The sequence below is a fragment of the Curtobacterium sp. MR_MD2014 genome (assembly GCF_000772085.1).
Lineage (GTDB): Bacteria > Actinomycetota > Actinomycetes > Actinomycetales > Microbacteriaceae > Curtobacterium.
This window is the reverse complement of record NZ_CP009755.1, coordinates 1634438-1651093: the sequence shown is the minus strand read 5'-3', so window position 1 is coordinate 1651093 and position 16656 is coordinate 1634438. Positions and strand designations below refer to the sequence as shown.

At 72.2% G+C, this 16656-nt stretch carries 16 protein-coding genes; 5 read left to right on the top strand and 11 right to left on the bottom strand.

What is annotated here, in order from left to right:
• Positions 1–72: 72 nt before the first annotated feature.
• The 3 genes from NI26_RS07585 (at position 73) to NI26_RS07575 (ending at position 3520) form a co-directional block, all read left to right on the top strand.
• Positions 73–987: a proline iminopeptidase-family hydrolase gene (locus NI26_RS07585; RefSeq protein WP_235426587.1), complete on the top strand. Its 915-nt coding sequence runs from the start codon at positions 73–75 to the stop codon at positions 985–987.
• Positions 988–1142: 155 nt separating this feature from the next.
• Entirely contained in the window at positions 1143–2591 is a 1449-nt protein-coding gene (locus NI26_RS07580) for an APC family permease (protein WP_066654158.1), read from the top strand.
• Complete coding sequence (locus NI26_RS07575) at positions 2588–3520, top strand: acetamidase/formamidase family protein (protein ID WP_066654155.1); 933 nt, start codon at positions 2588–2590, stop codon at positions 3518–3520. Before NI26_RS07580 ends, NI26_RS07575 begins: the two co-directional genes overlap by 4 nt.
• 192 nt (positions 3521–3712) lie before the next feature.
• On the opposite strand, the gene NI26_RS07570 is transcribed toward NI26_RS07575, so the two are convergent.
• A complete protein-coding gene (locus tag NI26_RS07570; RefSeq protein WP_066654152.1) occupies positions 3713–4282 on the bottom strand; it encodes a DUF6611 family protein in 570 nt (189 codons plus the stop codon).
• A 140-nt stretch (positions 4283–4422) separates the two neighbouring features.
• On the opposite strand from NI26_RS07570, the gene NI26_RS07565 reads away from it, so the two are divergent.
• The gene (locus NI26_RS07565; RefSeq protein ID WP_066654151.1) at positions 4423–5172 is read left to right on the top strand and encodes an inositol monophosphatase family protein; all 750 of its coding nucleotides are present in this window, start codon (positions 4423–4425) and stop codon (positions 5170–5172) included.
• 117 nt (positions 5173–5289) lie between these two features.
• Here the strand turns inward: NI26_RS07565 and NI26_RS07560 are convergent, their stop codons facing one another.
• The 4 genes from NI26_RS07560 to NI26_RS07545 form a co-directional block, all read right to left on the bottom strand.
• Positions 5290–6720 (bottom strand): UDP-glucose dehydrogenase family protein, encoded by a 1431-nt coding sequence (locus tag NI26_RS07560; RefSeq protein ID WP_200884143.1) that lies wholly within the window; start codon positions 6718–6720, stop codon positions 5290–5292.
• 63 nt (positions 6721–6783) lie between these two features.
• Positions 6784–7953 (bottom strand): right-handed parallel beta-helix repeat-containing protein, encoded by a 1170-nt coding sequence (locus tag NI26_RS07555; protein ID WP_066654146.1) that lies wholly within the window; start codon positions 7951–7953, stop codon positions 6784–6786.
• A 3-nt stretch (positions 7954–7956) separates the two neighbouring features.
• On the bottom strand, positions 7957–9870 hold the full coding sequence (locus tag NI26_RS07550; protein ID WP_066654144.1) for a right-handed parallel beta-helix repeat-containing protein: 1914 nt from the start codon (positions 9868–9870) through the stop codon (positions 7957–7959).
• Positions 9867–11225 (bottom strand): glycosyltransferase, encoded by a 1359-nt coding sequence (locus tag NI26_RS07545; protein ID WP_081984838.1) that lies wholly within the window; start codon positions 11223–11225, stop codon positions 9867–9869. Before NI26_RS07545 ends, NI26_RS07550 begins: the two co-directional genes overlap by 4 nt.
• A 305-nt stretch (positions 11226–11530) precedes the next feature.
• Here NI26_RS07545 and NI26_RS07540 point away from each other — a divergent pair, with 305 nt between their 5' ends.
• The gene (locus NI26_RS07540; RefSeq protein ID WP_066658183.1) at positions 11531–12760 is read left to right on the top strand and encodes an MFS transporter; all 1230 of its coding nucleotides are present in this window, start codon (positions 11531–11533) and stop codon (positions 12758–12760) included.
• 84 nt (positions 12761–12844) lie between these two features.
• Here NI26_RS07540 and NI26_RS17275 read toward each other — a convergent pair whose 3' ends face one another.
• The 6 genes from NI26_RS17275 to NI26_RS07515 all read right to left on the bottom strand — a co-directional run bounded on the left by NI26_RS17275 (position 12845) and on the right by NI26_RS07515 (position 16519).
• The gene (locus NI26_RS17275) at positions 12845–12967 is read right to left on the bottom strand and encodes a hypothetical protein (RefSeq protein WP_268746773.1); all 123 of its coding nucleotides are present in this window, start codon (positions 12965–12967) and stop codon (positions 12845–12847) included.
• 55 nt (positions 12968–13022) lie between these two features.
• Entirely contained in the window at positions 13023–13784 is a 762-nt protein-coding gene (locus NI26_RS07535) for a hypothetical protein (RefSeq protein WP_066654143.1), read from the bottom strand.
• Positions 13781–14707, bottom strand: a complete 927-nt coding sequence (locus tag NI26_RS07530) for an ABC transporter ATP-binding protein (RefSeq protein ID WP_066654142.1) — start codon at positions 14705–14707, stop codon at positions 13781–13783. Before NI26_RS07530 ends, NI26_RS07535 begins: the two co-directional genes overlap by 4 nt.
• Positions 14704–14937 carry a PLDc N-terminal domain-containing protein gene (locus NI26_RS07525; protein WP_144411295.1) on the bottom strand — a complete coding sequence of 78 codons (234 nt, stop codon included), beginning with the start codon at positions 14935–14937 and terminating at the stop codon, positions 14704–14706. The genes NI26_RS07530 and NI26_RS07525 overlap by 4 nt, the downstream gene beginning before the upstream one ends.
• Entirely contained in the window at positions 14934–15545 is a 612-nt protein-coding gene (locus NI26_RS07520; protein WP_081984835.1) for a helix-turn-helix domain-containing protein, read from the bottom strand. The genes NI26_RS07525 and NI26_RS07520 overlap by 4 nt, the downstream gene beginning before the upstream one ends.
• 92 nt (positions 15546–15637) lie before the next feature.
• Complete coding sequence (locus tag NI26_RS07515) at positions 15638–16519, bottom strand: helix-turn-helix domain-containing protein (RefSeq protein WP_066654141.1); 882 nt, start codon at positions 16517–16519, stop codon at positions 15638–15640.
• Positions 16520–16656: the final 137 nt, after the last annotated feature.

Here is a 16656-nt window from a genome sequence, read left to right as displayed (position 1 = left end):
TTGCGTTTCGTCCACGTTAAAGGACAAGAAAAGGTATTGCAGAGAACCTTTGCCCGGTCCATGCTGTGCGTCATGTCCCGCATCACCGAAGGCACGATGCCGTTCCAGGACGGCGAGACCTGGTATCGCGTCACCGAACCCGACGCCCCGACCCCCGGTGCGCTCCCGCTCGTGGTCCTGCACGGCGGCCCCGGCATGGCGCACGACTACCTCCGGAACCTCGCGGCACTGGCCGACGAGACCGGTCGCACCGTCGTGCACCACGACCAGTTCGGCTGCGGCCGCAGCTCCCACCGACCCGACGCCCCGACGGAGTACTGGACCCCGCAGCTCTTCGTGGACGAGTACGCGGCCCTCGTGGACCACCTCGGTCTCGGCGACCACCACGTGCTCGGCCAGTCGTGGGGCGGCATGCTCGGCTCCGAGATCGCGGTCCGGCAGCCCGAGGGCCTCCGCTCCCTGGCGATCTGCAACTCCCCCGCGTCGATGCAGCTCTGGGTCGAGGGCGCCGCCGAGCTCCGCGCGCAGCTGCCCGAGGACGTGCAGGACGCCCTCACGCGGCACGAGCAGGCCGGCACCGTCGACGACCCCGAGTACCTCGCTGCCACGCAGGTGTTCTACCAGCGCCACGTGTGCCGCGTCGTCCCCATGCCACAGGACTTCGTCGACTCCGAGACCCAGATGGAGCAGGAGCCGACGGTGTACCACACCATGAACGGGCCGAACGAGTTCCACGTCGTCGGCACGATGCGCGACTGGACCGTCGTCGACCGGCTCGACCGCGTGGCGGTCCCGACCCTCGTCGTCGCGGGCGAGCACGACGAGGCGACGCCCGCCACGTGGCAGCCCTTCGTCGAGCGCATCGCCGACGTCCGCCAGCACGTCTTCCCCGGTGCGAGCCACTGCTCGCACCTGGAGCAGCCCGAGGAGTTCCGCCGCGTGGTCGCGGCGTTCCTCGCCGAGCACGACGACCAGCCCACCGGCTGAGGCGACCAGCCAGCCGGCCGGGAGGCGCGCACCTCACCCCGCCACGCGCCTCCCGGCCGACACCCCACCGGACCCGACCGGCGTGCCCACCCAGCCACACGCCCGGCGTCCGTCATCCCCCCCTCCCACGCACCGTCTCCCCGAACGGAACCACGATGTCGCAGCAGCACAGCGAGCTCTCTGCACAGCAGCAGCTCGAGGCCTACGGCTACAAGCAGGAGCTCAAGCGCTCCGTCTCCACCACCGACCTGCTCGTCTACGGGCTCGTCTTCATGGTGCCGATCGCCCCGTGGGCGATCTTCGGCACCGTCTACAACGCCTCGAGCGGCATGGTGCCGCTCGTCTACCTGGTCGGCCTCGTCGCGATGATCTTCACCGCGCTCGCGTACGCGCAGATGGCGAAGTCGATCCCCCTCGCGGGCAGCGTGTTCTCGTACGTCGGTCGCGGCATCCACCCCACCGCCGGGTTCTTCGCGGGCTGGGCGATCCTGCTCGACTACCTGCTCGTCCCGACGCTGCTCTACGTGTTCGCGGCCGAGAGCATGGTCGGCATCTTCCCCGGCACGCCACGCTGGCTCTGGGCGCTCGTGTTCGTCGCGATCAACACCGTGATCAACCTGCTCGGTGTCTCGTCCCTCAAGCTCGCGAACCGCATCTTCCTGCTCATCGAGCTCGTCTTCGTGGCGATCTTCGTCGTCATCGCGATCGTCGCGTTGACCGGCGGGACCGTGCCCGGCGCCTCGTTCAGCACCGACCAGGTGTGGGACCCGTCGAAGGTGTCCGCACCGCTCATCGCGAGCGCCCTGTCGATCGCCGTGCTGAGCTTCCTCGGCTTCGACGGCATCTCGACGCTGTCCGAGGAGTCGACCGGTCGCCGCGGTGGCGCCGGACTCGCGATGGTCCTGGCACTCGTCATCGTCGCGTTCCTGTTCGTGCTGCAGACGTGGCTCGCGTCGGCGCTGGCGGGCGGTCGTGCCTCGTTCCCGGAGGGCGAGGCCGGGAACGCGTTCTTCACCATCGTCGAGCAGGCCTCCTCGAGCGGGTGGGCCACCGCGTTCTTCGCCGTCAACGTGCTCGCCGTCGGTATCGCGAACGCCATGGCCGCCCAGGCCGCGACGAGTCGCCTGCTCTTCTCGATGAGCCGCGACCGGCAGCTGCCCGCGTTCCTGCACAAGCTGAACGGCAGGCTCGTCCCGCAGAACGCGATCATCGTCGTCTCCGTGCTCTCCGCGATCCTCGTGCTGTTCTTCGTCGGGCAGATCGACACCATCTCGTCGCTCGTGAACTTCGGCGCGCTGTTCGGCTTCATGCTCCTGCACGTGTCGGTCTTCGTGCACCACGTCGTGAAGGGGAGGTCCCGCAACTGGCTGCTGCACCTCGTCGTGCCGCTCATCGGCTTCCTGATCATCGGCTACGTCCTGCTCAACGCCGCCGTCGAGGCGAAGGTCGGCGGCATCGTCTGGCTCGTCGTCGGCGCCGCGGTGTTCCTCTACTACCGCCGGACCGGCCGCTCGACCGAGGTCGGGTCGGAAGAGCCCGGCACACTGGGCGAGGGGTCCGTCGGCGGCCTCGACACCACCACCACGGAGAAGGGCCACCGATGACCACCCCCGACCACTTCCTGCCGAACAGCCTGGGTCGTCCCGGGTTCGCCGCCGACCGGGAGCCCGTGCTCCGGATCACCCCGGGCACCGGCGAGACGATCGGCTTCGAGACCACGGACGCCGTCTACGCCGAACTCGACGAGCACCACGACCTGGCGCAGCTGCAGGCACCGATCAACCCGGTCACCGGCCCCGTCTGGGTCGAGGGTGCCGAGCCCGGTGACGTGCTCGCGGTGCACATCCACGACATCCAGCTCACCACCCACGGGTGGTCGGTGTCGCTGCCGGGATCGGGCGCGCTCCAGCACGTCATGCCCGAGGGCGTCTTCGCCCGTCGCTGCCCGATCGAGGACGGCGTGGTGCACGTCACCGACCGGCACGCCTTCCCGGTCCGACCGATGATCGGCTGCATCGGCGTCGCACCGGCATCGGGGACGAACTCGACGATCATGCCGGCGTACGCCGAGGGCGGGAACATGGACGTCACCGAGGCGCGTCCCGGCTCGACCGTGTACCTGCCGGTCCGGGTGCCCGGTGCCCTGCTGTCGATCGGGGACATCCACGCGATCATGGCCGAGGGCGAGTCGTCCTTCGTCGCGATCGAGGCGCAGGGCACCGCGATCGTCTCCGTCGACCTCGTACAGGGCGGTCGGCCGATCCGTGCGCCGCGCATCGAGACCGCCGACGAGTGGCTCTTCGTCGGGCTCGGCGACCCCGTGCAGGAGAGTGTCCGACGCGGCTACGAGGACGCGTTCGCGTTCCTCGTCGAGGACCACGGGTGGACGGCCGAGGACGCCTACGCGGTGCTCAGCGCGGTCGGCGACTCGAAGCTCGGCGGGCCGACCGGTTCCGGCGACCCGGACCCGCTGCACCCGTTCGCAGCGGTCGGGGCGGTGACCCTGCACCGGGTGCCGAAGGCGGTCCTGTAGCGGACGACGGACGGGAGGCGCAGGGCGGGGCCGCCACGGGCCTCCCGTCCGGTGGTCCCCGCGGCATGAGCGTGCCCGGTCGTGCGGACCGGCCCGTGGGCCGACCGCGTGCTCAGTCGTAGCCGAGCACGACCGACGGATCGTCGACCTCGGCATCCGGCGGCGCCGACGCCGTCGGCTCGGGCACGCCGTTCACCGGTGGGTCCCACGCCGCTGGGCGACCTCGCCGGACCGCGGTCGGCCTGCGGCCCGCGCCGCGGGCTCGGGCATCGCCCGCCACACCTGTCCCCAGACCTGCTCGTACTCGACGCGGGACACCTGCCCGCGACGGACGGCGTCCTCGACCAGGCAGAGCAGGTCGAGCGAGGCCTCGAGGAGCCGGACGTCGCCGTGCACCTCCGGCTGACCGTTGCCGTGGAACACCGTGATCGTCAAGCGTCTGACCCCGGGACGCAACCGCCGTGTCGCCCGGACGAGCAGGACGGGACCGGCGGCGTAGAGCAGGACGGCGACGACGAGGCCGACCGCCGGCACGCGGTGCAGCGCCACGACGAGTGCGACCGCTACGAGTGCGCCGGCCGCACCCCAGACCTGGAGCGCTCGGAGCAGCAGGAGCTCGCCCGCGGTGGTCCCCGGGGCGTGCACCTCGAGCGTGCGCCCGCTCCACAGTGCGCGGGAGACGGGCTGCACGGTGCACCGGCCCCACGGGTGCCACCCGGTGCGCCGTGTCGGGAGCGGTCGTCGGTCTCGGTTCGTGTCCACGACGACCAGCCTGTGGCGGACTGTTCGGGGCCGAGCCGGTCCTGACGGCGTCCTGACGGCTCGGACCGGATCCCGTACGACGTCCTGACGCTGCGACGTCGGGCCTGCGTCGTCCGTCCTCCGCCCGCTACCGTTGCCGGATGGACGACCACGCCCTCGCCGCTGCCCTCGTGACCGACGCCGCCCGGCTCGCGGCCGACATGCGTCGGGACGGGACCGACGCGGAGCGGAAGACCTCGGCCGCCGACCTCGTCACCGCCGCCGACCGCGCCGCCGAGGACCTCGTCCGTCGGATGCTGCTCGAGCACCGCCCGGACGACGGGGTGCTCGGCGAGGAGGGCACCCGGTCCGAGGCGACCCACGGACGCCGGTGGACCGTCGACCCGATCGACGGGACGTTCAACTACGTCGCCGGCCTGCCCGCGTGGTGCAGCGCGGTGTCGCTCGAGGTCGACGGCGTGCTCCGGGTCGGTGCGGTCCGCCGTCCGCTCGCCGACGAGACGTGGGTGGCGTCGGACGGGGTGACGACCCGTGACGGCGAGGCCGTGCCGCCGGTGCAGGACGTGACCCTCGCCGCGACGAGCGTGGCGACCTTCCTCAACAGCTCGCACCTGCGCGCCGCCGAGGCGGCGCCCATGACGGCGCTCCTGGCAGCGGCGGCAACGGTCCGGATCAGCGGGTCGGGGTCCTGCGACCTGGTGGACGTCGCAGCGGGCCGCATCGGCCTCTGGGTGCAGACCGACTGCGCCGACTGGGACTGGCTCCCGGGGCGGGCGCTCGTCGAGGGCGCCGGTGGCGCGGCCACCGTCGTCCGGGCCCACGGGCACGACTGGCACCTCGCCGGAGCCCCGACCGCGGTGCGCGAGGCCGCCGAGCTGCTCGGCGCCTGAGCAGCACCCTGCGCGGAGGGGCGGCACTGCCCGAAGCCGCCTCCTCCGCACCGCCCGGTGCACGTCGTCGTGAACCGGGCGCGTCCTCGGTGGTACCCCCACCGAGACGTCCGGCCGTCAGGCCGTGGCCTGCAGGCGGTCCTGCTCGTCGACCGCGATCTCCACCGTGCCGGACGCGGACGGTCGGCCGAGCGCACGGTGCTCCCAGCCGGCCGCGCGGTACGCGTCCGCGTCGAGCGCGTGCCGGCCGTCGACGATGCGTCGGTGGTGGACGAGCGCGCCGAGGTCGTGCGGGTCCACCGTGCGGAACTGCTCCCACTCGGTCAGCAGCACGACCACGTCCGCATCGATCACCGCCGCGGTGAGCGACGGCGCGTACCGCAGGGTCGGGTAGGCGCGCGCGGCGTTCTCCATCGCCTCGGGGTCGTACACGGTGACGACGGCACCCGCCTCGTCGAGCATCCGTGCGACGTCGAGCGCCGGCGCATCGCGGATGTCGTCGGAGTTCGGCTTGAACGCCGCGCCGAGCGCCGCGATCCGCTTGCCCGCCAGGTCCCCCTCGGCCATCTCCGTGACCAGGTCGACGGTCCGCTGGCGGCGGCGCAGGTTGATCGCGTCGACCTCGTCGAGGAAGCGGACCGCCTGGCCGACACCGAGCTCCTGCGCCCGGGCCGAGAACGCGCGGATGTCCTTCGGCAGGCACCCGCCACCGAAGCCGAGGCCGGGCTTGAGGAAGCGGCCGCCGATGCGGGTGTCGTGGGACAGGGCGCTCGCCAGGACGCTGACGTCCGCACCGGCCGCCTCGCAGACCTCCGCCATCGCGTTGATGAAGGAGATCTTCGTCGCGAGGAACGAGTTGGCGGCCACCTTGACGAGTTCCGCCGTCGGCAGGTCGGCCACGACCAGCGGCGTCCCCTCGTCGAGGACCGGGCGGAAGGCTGCACGCAGCTGCGCCTCGGCCCACGCCGTCTGCACGCCGAAGACGAGCCGGTCGGGGTGCAGCGTGTCCTGCACGGCGTAGCCCTCGCGGAGGAACTCCGGGTTCCAGGCGACCTCGACCTCGGTCCCGGCGGGGGCGACCTCCGCGACGAGCGCGGCGAGCCGTTCGGCGGTCCCGACCGGCACGGTCGACTTCCCGACGACGAGCGCGCGGCGGTCGATGTGCATCGCGAGCTCGCGGAAGGCGGAGTCGACGTACGTCATGTCGGCGGCGTGCGACCCCCGCTGCTGGGGCGTGCCCACGCAGACGAAGTGGACGTCGCCGAACTCGGCGGCCTCGCGCAGTGACGAGGTGAACCGCAGCCGACCGGACGCCAGGGCCTGCGCGAGCTGCTCGGGCAGGCCGGGCTCGTGGAAGGGCACCCGGCCGGACATCAGCGCCTCGACCTTGGCGGGGTCGACGTCGACGCCGAGGACCTCGTACCCGAGGACGGCCATCGAGACGGCGTGGGTGGCGCCGAGGTACCCCGTGCCGATGACGGTCAGGCGGGGCTGGTGGGCGACCGGCGGCATCGCGGTGTCGGGGATGGGTGTGACGGAAGCAGACATGGGAAGGGCTCGCTCTCGGGTCGCGAAGGGTGGGTGGTGACGGACCGCGGTGGCCGTCGGGTGTCAGTCGGTGCAGGCCGTGGTGCTGAACTCGTTCGAGCCGACCACGGTGTTGTCGCAGGAGACGGTGTTGCCCTCGACGGGTCGGAGGGCGAACGCGACGCCGTCGGTGTTGCCGAGGTCGACGCGGTTGTCGGTGAAGGTGTTGTCGGTCCCCCAGCCGGACAGCAGTTCGTGGGTCTGGAAGCCGTCGAGCGGTGAGCGGACGCCCCGGTTCCCGGTGACGGTCCACCCGTTCCCCTTGACGTCCACCCACGAGTCGGCGTGGTTCTCGCCCTGCATCCCGACACCGTCGAAGGAGTTGTCGGAGAGGGTGCCTCCGGTCGTCCCCTCCTTGATGTCGACGTTCTCGGCAGCGGTGTCGGCGATGGTGTTGCCCGTGACGACGTTTCGGTCGCTGCGGTCCTCACGGCAGTCCGAGACCTTGCACCAGTTGCTCTTCGAGGAGCCGATGTAGATGCCCTCGCCGAACTGCGGCTTCCGGAGACCGGTCCTGCTGACGCTGTTGCCGCGGACGGTGTTGTCGCTGCTGTCGGCGCGCAGGTGGATCCCCTCGTCACCGATGTCGGTGACCGTGAGGCCGTCGACCGTCGAGTGCTGGACGTCGTCGAACATGACGCCCTTCTGCCCGTTGCGGACCGTGAACCCCTCGAGCCGCCAGTAGGACGCGCCGTCGAGGTGCAGGACGTACCCGCCCTCCACGTCGCCGCCGTCGAGCACGGCGTCACGCGGGCCGCACAGCGTCACGGGTGCGTCCGACGTCCCGGCCGCGGAGGCCTCGAACCGGCCGGTGTACGTGCCGGACGCGAGCCGGATCACGGCCCCTGCTCGAGCGTCGTCGAGTGCCTTCTCCAGGGCCTTCGCCGTGCTGACCGTCGTCGTCGCGGCGGCGTCGCACCGGGCCGTGTCGACCGGGGAGGCCTGTCCCGTCCCGGCGTCGGGCGATCCAGTCGCGGTCGCGTCGGGCGTCGCACGGGTGTCCGGGACACCGTTCGGCGTCGCGGCCGGGGTCTGCTCGACGCTCGGCGTCGGCCGGGGGCGAGCGGCCTGCTCGTCCCCCCGGTCCGCACCGCTCGTGGCGGCCCACACACCGCCGACCACCAGCGCTCCGACCGCCAGGCCCGCTGCGCCGACGACGAGGTGTGACCGCAGGCGACGGGGTCGTCGCGTCACCGGTCAGCTCCCCGAGGGTGCGACCGCACCCGGCTCGGCAGCGTGCGTGCCGCGGCCCGCCACGGGCGGGAGACCGAGCGAGGCCGGGTCCACCGCGCCGCGGGTGTAGCTGGACAGCGGTGCCTGCTTCGCGTACGGCAGCTCGCGCTGTCCCCGACGTCGACGTCGTGTCCCGCCGATCGCCGCGACCAGCACCACCGTCAGTAGCAGGAGCCACAGCACCGTCAACGGTTGGAACACCGCGCGCAGGGTGACGAGGAACGGTTTCGTCGACTGCCACTCGACGGTCGTGTTGCCCTGCTGGGCGGCTCCGTCGGACCGGGCGAGGTCGATCGCGCTCGGCCCGCGACCGTCCACCGTGTTGTTCTCGACGGCCGTGCCACCCACCGCCCCGACCATCGTGACCCCGTGCACGCGGGCATCGTCGATCGCGTTGTTCGTCACCGACGAGGTCGCGCTGTCCCGGACGTACACGCCGATGTCCGCGCCGTCGACCGAGTTCTCGGAGACCTCGGTGCGACTGGGCCCGTCGAGGACGGCGATGCCGTTCTGCGACGAGTCCTTGACCACGTTGTTGCGGACGACCACGTCGTCGGCGTCGTGCCGGACGACGATGCCCATCTCGTTGCGTGCGACCGTCGACCCGCTGATCCGGACGTTCTTCCCGCCGATCACCTCGATGCCGTAGCGCCCGTTGCCGGAGCTGTTGCTGTCCGAGAGCGCGTTGTTGCCGTAGGTCGTCGTCGGCATGCCGGCCGCGTTCGGCCCCGCCGCGAGCCCGCTGCCGTTCAGCGTGATCCCGTTGCGACCGTTGTCCGAGGCGGTCACCTGGCTGAGGACGATGCCGGTCGACGCCCGCGTCATCTTCACCCCGTCCACCGCGTTGTCCGTCGACCGGACCGATGTGAACGTCGAGTTCGTGACGTAGCGGTGCAGCACGAGGCCGTCGATGAGCGAGTGCTCCACCGTGGCGTCCGACATCGTCACGCCGTCCGCGCTCGTCAGGAAGAGGCCGTAGGCGTTCCCGGCGAAGGTGACGTGCTGCACGAGGGCGGACACGTAGCTGTAGCCGCCGGCGCTCGCCGTGGCGCTGCCGCTCTTCGGCAGCTCGCCGGTCGGCAGGATGGCGTTGCCGAAGACGTCCTTCGTGGTCCGTTCGGTCTTGCCCTGCTGGTCGCCGGAGGCCTGGTCCAGGGTGGAGAGGTTCGTCCCGGTCAGGGAGACCCCGCCGGTCGTTCCGCTCCAGAACCCCAGGTGCGAGAACGCCGCGTACTGCAGGGTCGCGGTCCCGCCCTGCACCCGGACGTACGCCCGTCCGTCCGAGGTCTGCTGGTCGACCCGCCCTGCCTGCGGGTCCCAGGCGTCGATCGTGACCGGAGCCTTCGCCGAACCGACGACCTGCAGGCTGCCGGCCTGGGTGACGATCGACACGAAGCCCTCGTGGTTGCTCGCGAGGTGGATGCGCAGGCCGTCGGGGCTCGCGAGTCGCAGGGTCGCGCCGTTCTCGACGACGATGTTCTCGCTGAGCAACCAGGAGCCGTCCGGCTGCTTGACGAACGTGGACGGTGCGAGCCGTGCGAGGTCGTCGACGGTGTACGCCGCACCACGGGCGACGAGGACGAGTGTGTACGACGAGCCCGTGGCGAGCCGGTACGGCTGCGAGACCGCGAGGCCGCTCCACCGCGCCGCCGAGGCCAGTGCACGGACGTTGTAGATGCGGTCGTTCTCGGCCGTCACCAGCCGGGCCTCCTTGTCCGGGTCGCCCCCGTAGGGTCGTCCCGTCACCGGGGCCGCGGCCGCGGACGTCGTCGCCGCGACGGCGGCGGTGGGCACGCCGAGGACACCCGTGAGCAGGAGCCCGGCACCGACGAGCAGCCCCGCGGCGAGCCGCGGCGTCGTCTTCGTCAGCGCGCTCATGCCGCGACCGCCTGGTCGTCGGAGGTCGCCGCGACGGCACCCTGCGGCAGGACGACACCGGGTGAGGCCACCCGGCGACCGGTCGTCGTCTCCGGCTGGAGGGTCCGAGCCTGCTGCCCGTCACCCCCGACCTGGTCGGCGTGCCGGGTGAGCCACCCCTGCTTGTTCATGGTGACGAACGAGTACACCTTGATCGGCAGGGCGACCGCGATCACGACGAGGGCGAGCATCGGCAGCACGAGCAGGTCGAGCGGGTGGCGCTTGAGGTTCGAGACCCCGCGCACCGCACGGCCGAAGAGCAGCCAGCCGATGGTGAACAGGACGCCGACGGTGCTGAGCTCCAGGCGGCTGAACAGCAGGTACCACATCGTGATGCCCATCGTCACCGGGGTCAGGATGATCTGCAGCACCGTGATCTTCGTCACGAAGGGCACCCGCCAGACCCACCCCTTGGCGATCGCCGTCAGGTACGTGCGGTAGGAGTTGCGGCTCCAGCGGATGCGCTGCTTGAAGAACGCCTTGCCGCTCGCCGGGAACATCGACAGCGCCTTCGCCGACGACTGGTGCACGGTCTTGTAGCCCGACGCGATGACGAGCCACGTCAGACGGCCGTCGTCCCCGGCGATGCACCGGCGGCCGAGGAAGAACTCGTTCTCGAGGTTGTCGAGCACCGGCAGGACGGCGGAGCGGCGGTACGCGGCGGTGCGCCCGGAGAGGATCGGCACGGCGCCGGCGGCACCCATCGCGGGGACGTAGTTGAAGTACCGCAGGTTGACCAGCCAGTCCGCGATGATGCGCCAGATGCTGGAGTTCCGCTGGTACACGTTCTGCTGCGTGCCGACGCCGCCGACGCGCTCGTCGACGAATGGCATCTGCACCGCCTCGAGGAGACCGGGCTCCCACGAGGTGTCCGAGTCGACGAGGACCAGGACGTCGTACTTCGCGCGACGGATGCCCTCGCCGAGCGCGCTGCGCTTGCCGACGTGGTGGAAGAGCACCGGCTTGACGGTGGGGTCGCCCACCGCCACGATCCGGCGGTACGCCTCGGTGTCCGCGACGTCGAGCACGATGATGATCTCGTCCGGGTGCTGCTCCCGCCAGGAGTCCAGGCAGCGGAGCAGGATGTCGGGGTCCTCGTGGAAGGACGGCACCACGACCGAGGTCGTCGTGCGGAAGCCGTTCTCGACCGGACGGGCCCGTGCCGAGAGCACGACCCGGTAGAGCCAGAGCGCCCAGACGATGATGCCGGCGATGCCGATCGGGAAGTACTTGAGCGCTTCGTGGCCGAAGGCGGCGAGGTTGTCGAGCACGACCTGGGTCGAGGTCTGCGACGCGAAGAGGACGAGCGGGTGCATGAGGTCGGGTCCTTCGTGCGGTGTTCGGTTTCGGGTACGGAACACGACACTCGGCAGCACCGCACGACGACGCACCGCGCAGGGTGACGCGGAGAGAGGCCTGGGTCAGCGGTGCAGAGAGGGTCGGGACAGCGCCGGATCCCCCCGTCGCTGCGAACCGCCAGGCCGGTCTGGGGAGCGTTGTCCCGCCTCCGACGCTGAGCGTTGGCCTGAACGTACTCTCGGGTGTGTCGCACCACAAGCACAGGAGACCGCAATGCGGGTTTGCGCGAATCCGAAGCACGGTGTTCCGCAACACTGGTGCGGTGACGACTGCGCTCCAGCCGCCCGCCCGCGGCCTCGCCCCGCTGTACCTCGCCGGCTTCACCACGGCCTTCGGCGCCCACGGTGTCGCGAGCGTGCTCGGCGCCGAGACCGACGACCTCGGGCTGTCGCTCGTCACCCTCGGTGCCGTGCTCGCCCTCTACGACGTCGCCGAGGTCGTGCTCAAGCCGCTGTTGGGCGCCCTCAGCGACCGCATCGGCGCCAAGCCCGTGATCGTCGGCGGCCTGACCGGCTTCGCGGTCGCCTCGCTGCTCGCGGTCGCCGTCCCCTCGGTCCTGGTCCTTGCGCTGGCTCGGCTCGGCCAGGGGGCCGCCGCGTCGGCGTTCTCCCCCGCGTCGTCCGCCGCGGTCGCACGGCTGGCCGGACGCCAGCGGCTCGGCCGGTACTTCGGCCGCTACGGCGCGTGGAAGAGCCTCGGCTACGTGCTCGGCCCGGTGCTCGGCATCGTGCTCGTCGAGGGCATCGGCCTGCGCGCGCTGTACGTGGCGCTGACGGTCCTGGCGATCGTCGCAGCCACGTGGGTCGCGGTCGCGATGCCGGTCCTGCCCGTGCACGCGCGGCGCCGCACGACGCTCGCCGACCTGGTCCGGCAGACCACGGACCGGTCGTTCCTCGTCCCGACGCTCCTGCTCGCGACGACGACCGGCGTGCTCGGGGTCGTGGTCGGGTTCCTCCCACTCGTGGCGGTCCGGCTCGACCTGCCCGCCCTCGTCGGCGCGGTCGCCATCGCCGTGGTCGCCCTCGTGTCCACCGTGCTGCAACCGCTCACCGGGCGGCTGCGCGACCAGGGTCGCCTCGACGCCCGAGCCGGGTGCACGGGTGGACTGCTGCTCGCTGCCGCCGGACTCGCGGTCCTCGCAGCCCTGCCCGGCCCGGTCACGCTGTTCGTCGCGGCCGCGGCGGTCGGCGGCATGCTCGGCACGGTCACGCCGCTCGCGTTCGCGCACCTGGCCGCGTCCACCCCCGACGACCGGATGGGCCGGACGATGGGCAACGCGGAACTCGGGCGTGAGGTCGGCGACGCCGGTGGGCCGCTGCTCGTCGGCGCCGTGGCGACGGCGTGGGGCCTGCCCGCGGCCATCGCGGTCGCGGCGGTCGCGACCGCCGCGGTCGGCTTGGTCGGGTGGCGCGCGCTGCGCTCGGACGCCGCCGGTGTGCCGGTCACGACGGGGACCGACGCCGACGTGGCAGGGCCGCCGACCGGCTCCTGACGCGACACGGGACCGGACGGGAGGCCCGCAGCCGGCCCGCCACGCGCCTCCCGTCCGTCTCGACCGGGCCGGGCGCCGTCGGGGTCAGGACCAGACGGGACCGAACCAGAGCAGGACCGGGGCCAGGACGAGCAGGACCGCGCAGAGGGCGGGGACCGCGGACCCGCGGCCGTCCGCGCGTGTCCTCCGGCTCGAGATGCGCTGCACGCCACCACGGTACTGCGGTGATCGGGCTCTGCTACTTGTCCGCCGGCACCGGCTGTCAGGCGTCGCGGCGGATGGACCGCTGTGCCGTGACCCTCGCCGCGACGAGGAGGCACGCGGCCGTCGTGCCGATCGTCGTCAGGTACGGGACCACGAGGGCTCCGGACGAGGCCGTGGCAGCCGCGAGCAGCGCGGTCGGCGCCCAGGCGACGGCGCCCGGCAGGCTGTTGAGGAGCGGGAGCACCAGCATGAGCAGGGTCGTCGTCGCCAACGCCGCAGCGGTGCGTCGGAGCGTCGCCATCAGCACGTGCCCGATCGCCATCGCCATCACCAGGTAGGCGGACGTCGCGGCGCCGAGACGCACGATCTCCTGGGACTCGACCGGCGCGATGACCACGGCCGTCGACACCGCTGCGGCCGTCAGCGCCGCGAGGTGACACACGACGACCACGACCCAGCCGACGAGCACGCGCGGGAGCACGAGCGCCGCCAGGCTGACGGAGCGCGTGCGGTAGAAGACCGAGGAGCCCGGACGCGCGTCCCATCCGAGCGCGGTGACCGCGACCGCCGCGGCGAGGACGAGGCCGAGCTGCATGGCGCTCTGCACGTAGAGCGCGAGCGCGTCACCCGGGGTTGCCGTCGCCGCGTGCACGGTGAGTTGCTCGGTGCTGGCCGCGCTCCGGAGGAGGTCCGGCAGCAGCAGTGCCAGCGCCGGACTCGACACACCGAAGAACGCGAACACCGCGACGAGACCGGTGAGCAGCCCCGTCCTGGTGAGGCGCTTGAACTCCACGTGGGCGGACGTCAGGACGAGGTTCACGGGCGCTGCTCCTGACGGATGATGCGGGCGAAGGACGCGTCGAGGTCGCGGTCGCGCAGGGTGACCTCGAGGACCGGTGTGTCGAGGGCGACGAGTGCGGGGACCAGCAACGTCGCCGCACTGTCGAACCCCTGGAACCGCAGGCTGGCGGCCTGAGCGGACGGGAAGTCGAACCGTGCGCCCGGGACGAGCGCGGCGAGCTCCGCGACGCTGCGCTCCGGCGGGTGCGCGAGTCGCACCGACCACACGGGTTCGAGTGCGTGGCCGAGGACGTCGTCGGTCGTTCCCTGCAGGACGACCCGTCCCTCGTGCAGCACCACGACGTGGTCGGCAAGCTGCTCGACCTCGCTCAGCAGGTGGCTCGACAGCACGATGCACCGGCGCTCCCGCTCAGCGCGGACGAGGTCGCGGACGTCGGCCCTGCCGACCGGGTCGAGGGCGCTGTTCGGTTCGTCGAGGACGAGGACGTCCGGGTCCGTCACGAGGGCTGCCGCGAGGCCGAGGCGCTGCAGCATCCCGCGCGAGAAGTCCGCCACCCGTCGGTGCGCCACCGTGAGGAGGCCGCAGGTGTCGAGCGCCTCGAGTGCAACGTCACCGGTTGGTGAACTCCGGCCGGACCCTCGCCGCCGTCCGCGCGCTGCTGCGAGGGACACCCGCACGACCTCGGCCGCCGTGAGGAAGGACTCGAACTGCGGGACGTCGGGGCAGTACGCGACCGTGGTGTCCGGCGACGCCCGGACCACGGAACCGGTCTCGGGGTCCGCCAGGCCCGCGAGGAGCCCGAACAGCACGGTCTTCCCGGCGCCGTTGGGTCCGATCACGGCGGTGACCGACCGCTCCTGCGCGACGAAGGACACGTCGCGCACCCCCGCGTCGCCGCGGAAGGTGCGGGTCACCGCGTCGACGGTGAGGGCCGCGGTCACCGGGCGTCTCCGTCGACGAGCGCCGGTCCCCGACCGCGCCCGAGGACGAGGTAGAGCACCGCCCCGGCCGGGACGGCCAGCACGATGACGACAGCCCAGACGGTCTTGGGCAGGTACTGCGCGGGCTTCCGCACGAGGCTGACGAGGGACCATCCGACCAGTGCCACCACGAGGGCGGCGACCGGGGCGAGCGGTGCGAGCAGCGCGGGGTCGATCGGCAGACCGTTCACCGCTCGTCCTCGCGCTCGGACACCGCGGCGTCGGGCCGGTCGGCCGTGTCGTCGGCGTCGACGTCGGTGTCGGCGTCGACGTCGACGTCACGCGGCATCAGGATCGTGGTGAGCGTGCGCCGCCGGCGGCCCGAGGTGGCCTCGTTGGCCATCAGCCCACCGAGCAGCCCCACGAGCGCCTGGCCGAACGCGTCGACCTCGGCGTCGTCTGCCCAGAACGATGCCTGCCCGAAGCTCACCCGGTCGTCCGCGAGGTCTGGCTGCCCGACCGCGAGGTACTGACCGAAGTCCCTGATCACACCGGACACGAAGACCGTGAAGACCTGTTCGAGCTGGTCACGGCTGAGCGCTCGGAGGTCTTCCGCCGTGGGGTTGCTGATGCCCGGTGCGAGTCGGTACGACCGCTCGGTCGCGCCACGGACGCGGCGTTCGTCGAGGACCTCGAGCAACCCAGCCCGCTCGAGCGCGTTGACGTGACGGTAGAGCGTCGCGATGGGGACGTCGGGGAGCCGCTCGTGCAGACGGTGGGGACTCAGCCCCGGCGTGCCCAGCAGGACCTGGGCGATCCGCAGCCGGACCGGGTGCAGGAGGATTTCGGAGGAGTGCATACCCGAACAATATCAGTATCGATACTGAAAAGGGTTGCATGGTTGCCGACCGGGCATCGAGGACGGCGCCGGAGGAGACCGACGGCTCCGACTCAGGCGTCGTCCGACGGGAACGCGAGCTGCAGGGCCAGCTCCGCCGCCCGGAGTCGAGCCGGCGAGAGGTCCCACGGCATGCGCGCGATCACCGCCGCTGCCCCCGTGCCCCGGCCTCCTGCTGCGGTCGGCGTGTCGACGTCCCCGGGGTCCTGACGGTTCCAGGCATCGAAGACCGCCTCGTCCTCCTGCAGCTGCCCGGACTCTTCGACGGCCCGCATCAGCGCGCTCTCGAAGGCGTGCCGTTCGGCGGCGACCTGGGCCACCCTCGGATCGTCCACCGCGACGCTGTCGTCGAGCGCCTCCTCGGCTGCGTCGACGCGGTCGGATGCTGCGCGCAGCGCCGGGTCCCGAGCGAGGGCGACGAACCGGCCGGCCTGCGCGAAGGCGCCGAGCGGGCCGAGGATGCGTTCGGTGACGAGCAGCGTGTCGAGGTCGTCCGACCGCAGGGAACCATCCGGCGCATCCTCGAGCCGGTGCGCGACGATGTCGTGGAGCAGGCCGAGGCGGCTCCCGCGAGCGCGCATCCGACGGACCGCGGCACGCTTGCGTCGGAGCTCGGCCTCCTGTTCTGCCAGCCGGTCCTCGAGGCGCCCGAGGACGTCGGCCACCGTCCCGTCGTCGTCGAGGGTGCTCGGAGCCGCGCCGTCGAAGGCGTCGCGGACGTCCTCGAGCGCGACGCCCGCCTCGGCCATCCGGCGGATCCAGAGCAGCCGTGTGATGTCCGCTGGGCCGTAGCGGCGCCGGCCGTCGCTCCCCCGCTCCTGCTCGGGGAGCAGGCCGAGCTGGTGGTAGTGCCGGATCGCACGCGGCGTGGTGCCGACGAACGCCGCGGCGTCGCCGATCGGGACGTGGCGGGGTGGGACGGGGAACGCGTGCACGGCAGGCCTCTCGGCTCGGGACAGGACGTGCTCCCGAGCAGACCACATGACGCTGCGGCAGGAGCAAGGGGACGGCGTGTCGGACGGGGAGGCGCGTGGCGTGTCCGCCACACGCCTCCCGTCCGACTCGGTCGTAC

Coding starts and splice junctions, on each gene's coding strand:
- NI26_RS07585 (WP_235426587.1), top strand. CDS start 73: ATGTCCCGCATCACCGAAGGCACGATGCCGTTCCAGGACGGCGAGACC.
- NI26_RS07580 (WP_066654158.1), top strand. CDS start 1,143: ATGTCGCAGCAGCACAGCGAGCTCTCTGCACAGCAGCAGCTCGAGGCC.
- NI26_RS07575 (WP_066654155.1), top strand. CDS start 2,588: ATGACCACCCCCGACCACTTCCTGCCGAACAGCCTGGGTCGTCCCGGG.
- NI26_RS07565 (WP_066654151.1), top strand. CDS start 4,423: ATGGACGACCACGCCCTCGCCGCTGCCCTCGTGACCGACGCCGCCCGG.
- NI26_RS07560 (WP_200884143.1), bottom strand. CDS start 6,720: ATGTCTGCTTCCGTCACACCCATCCCCGACACCGCGATGCCGCCGGTC.
- NI26_RS07550 (WP_066654144.1), bottom strand. CDS start 9,870: ATGAGCGCGCTGACGAAGACGACGCCGCGGCTCGCCGCGGGGCTGCTC.
- NI26_RS07545 (WP_081984838.1), bottom strand. CDS start 11,225: ATGCACCCGCTCGTCCTCTTCGCGTCGCAGACCTCGACCCAGGTCGTG.
- NI26_RS07520 (WP_081984835.1), bottom strand. CDS start 15,545: ATGCACTCCTCCGAAATCCTCCTGCACCCGGTCCGGCTGCGGATCGCC.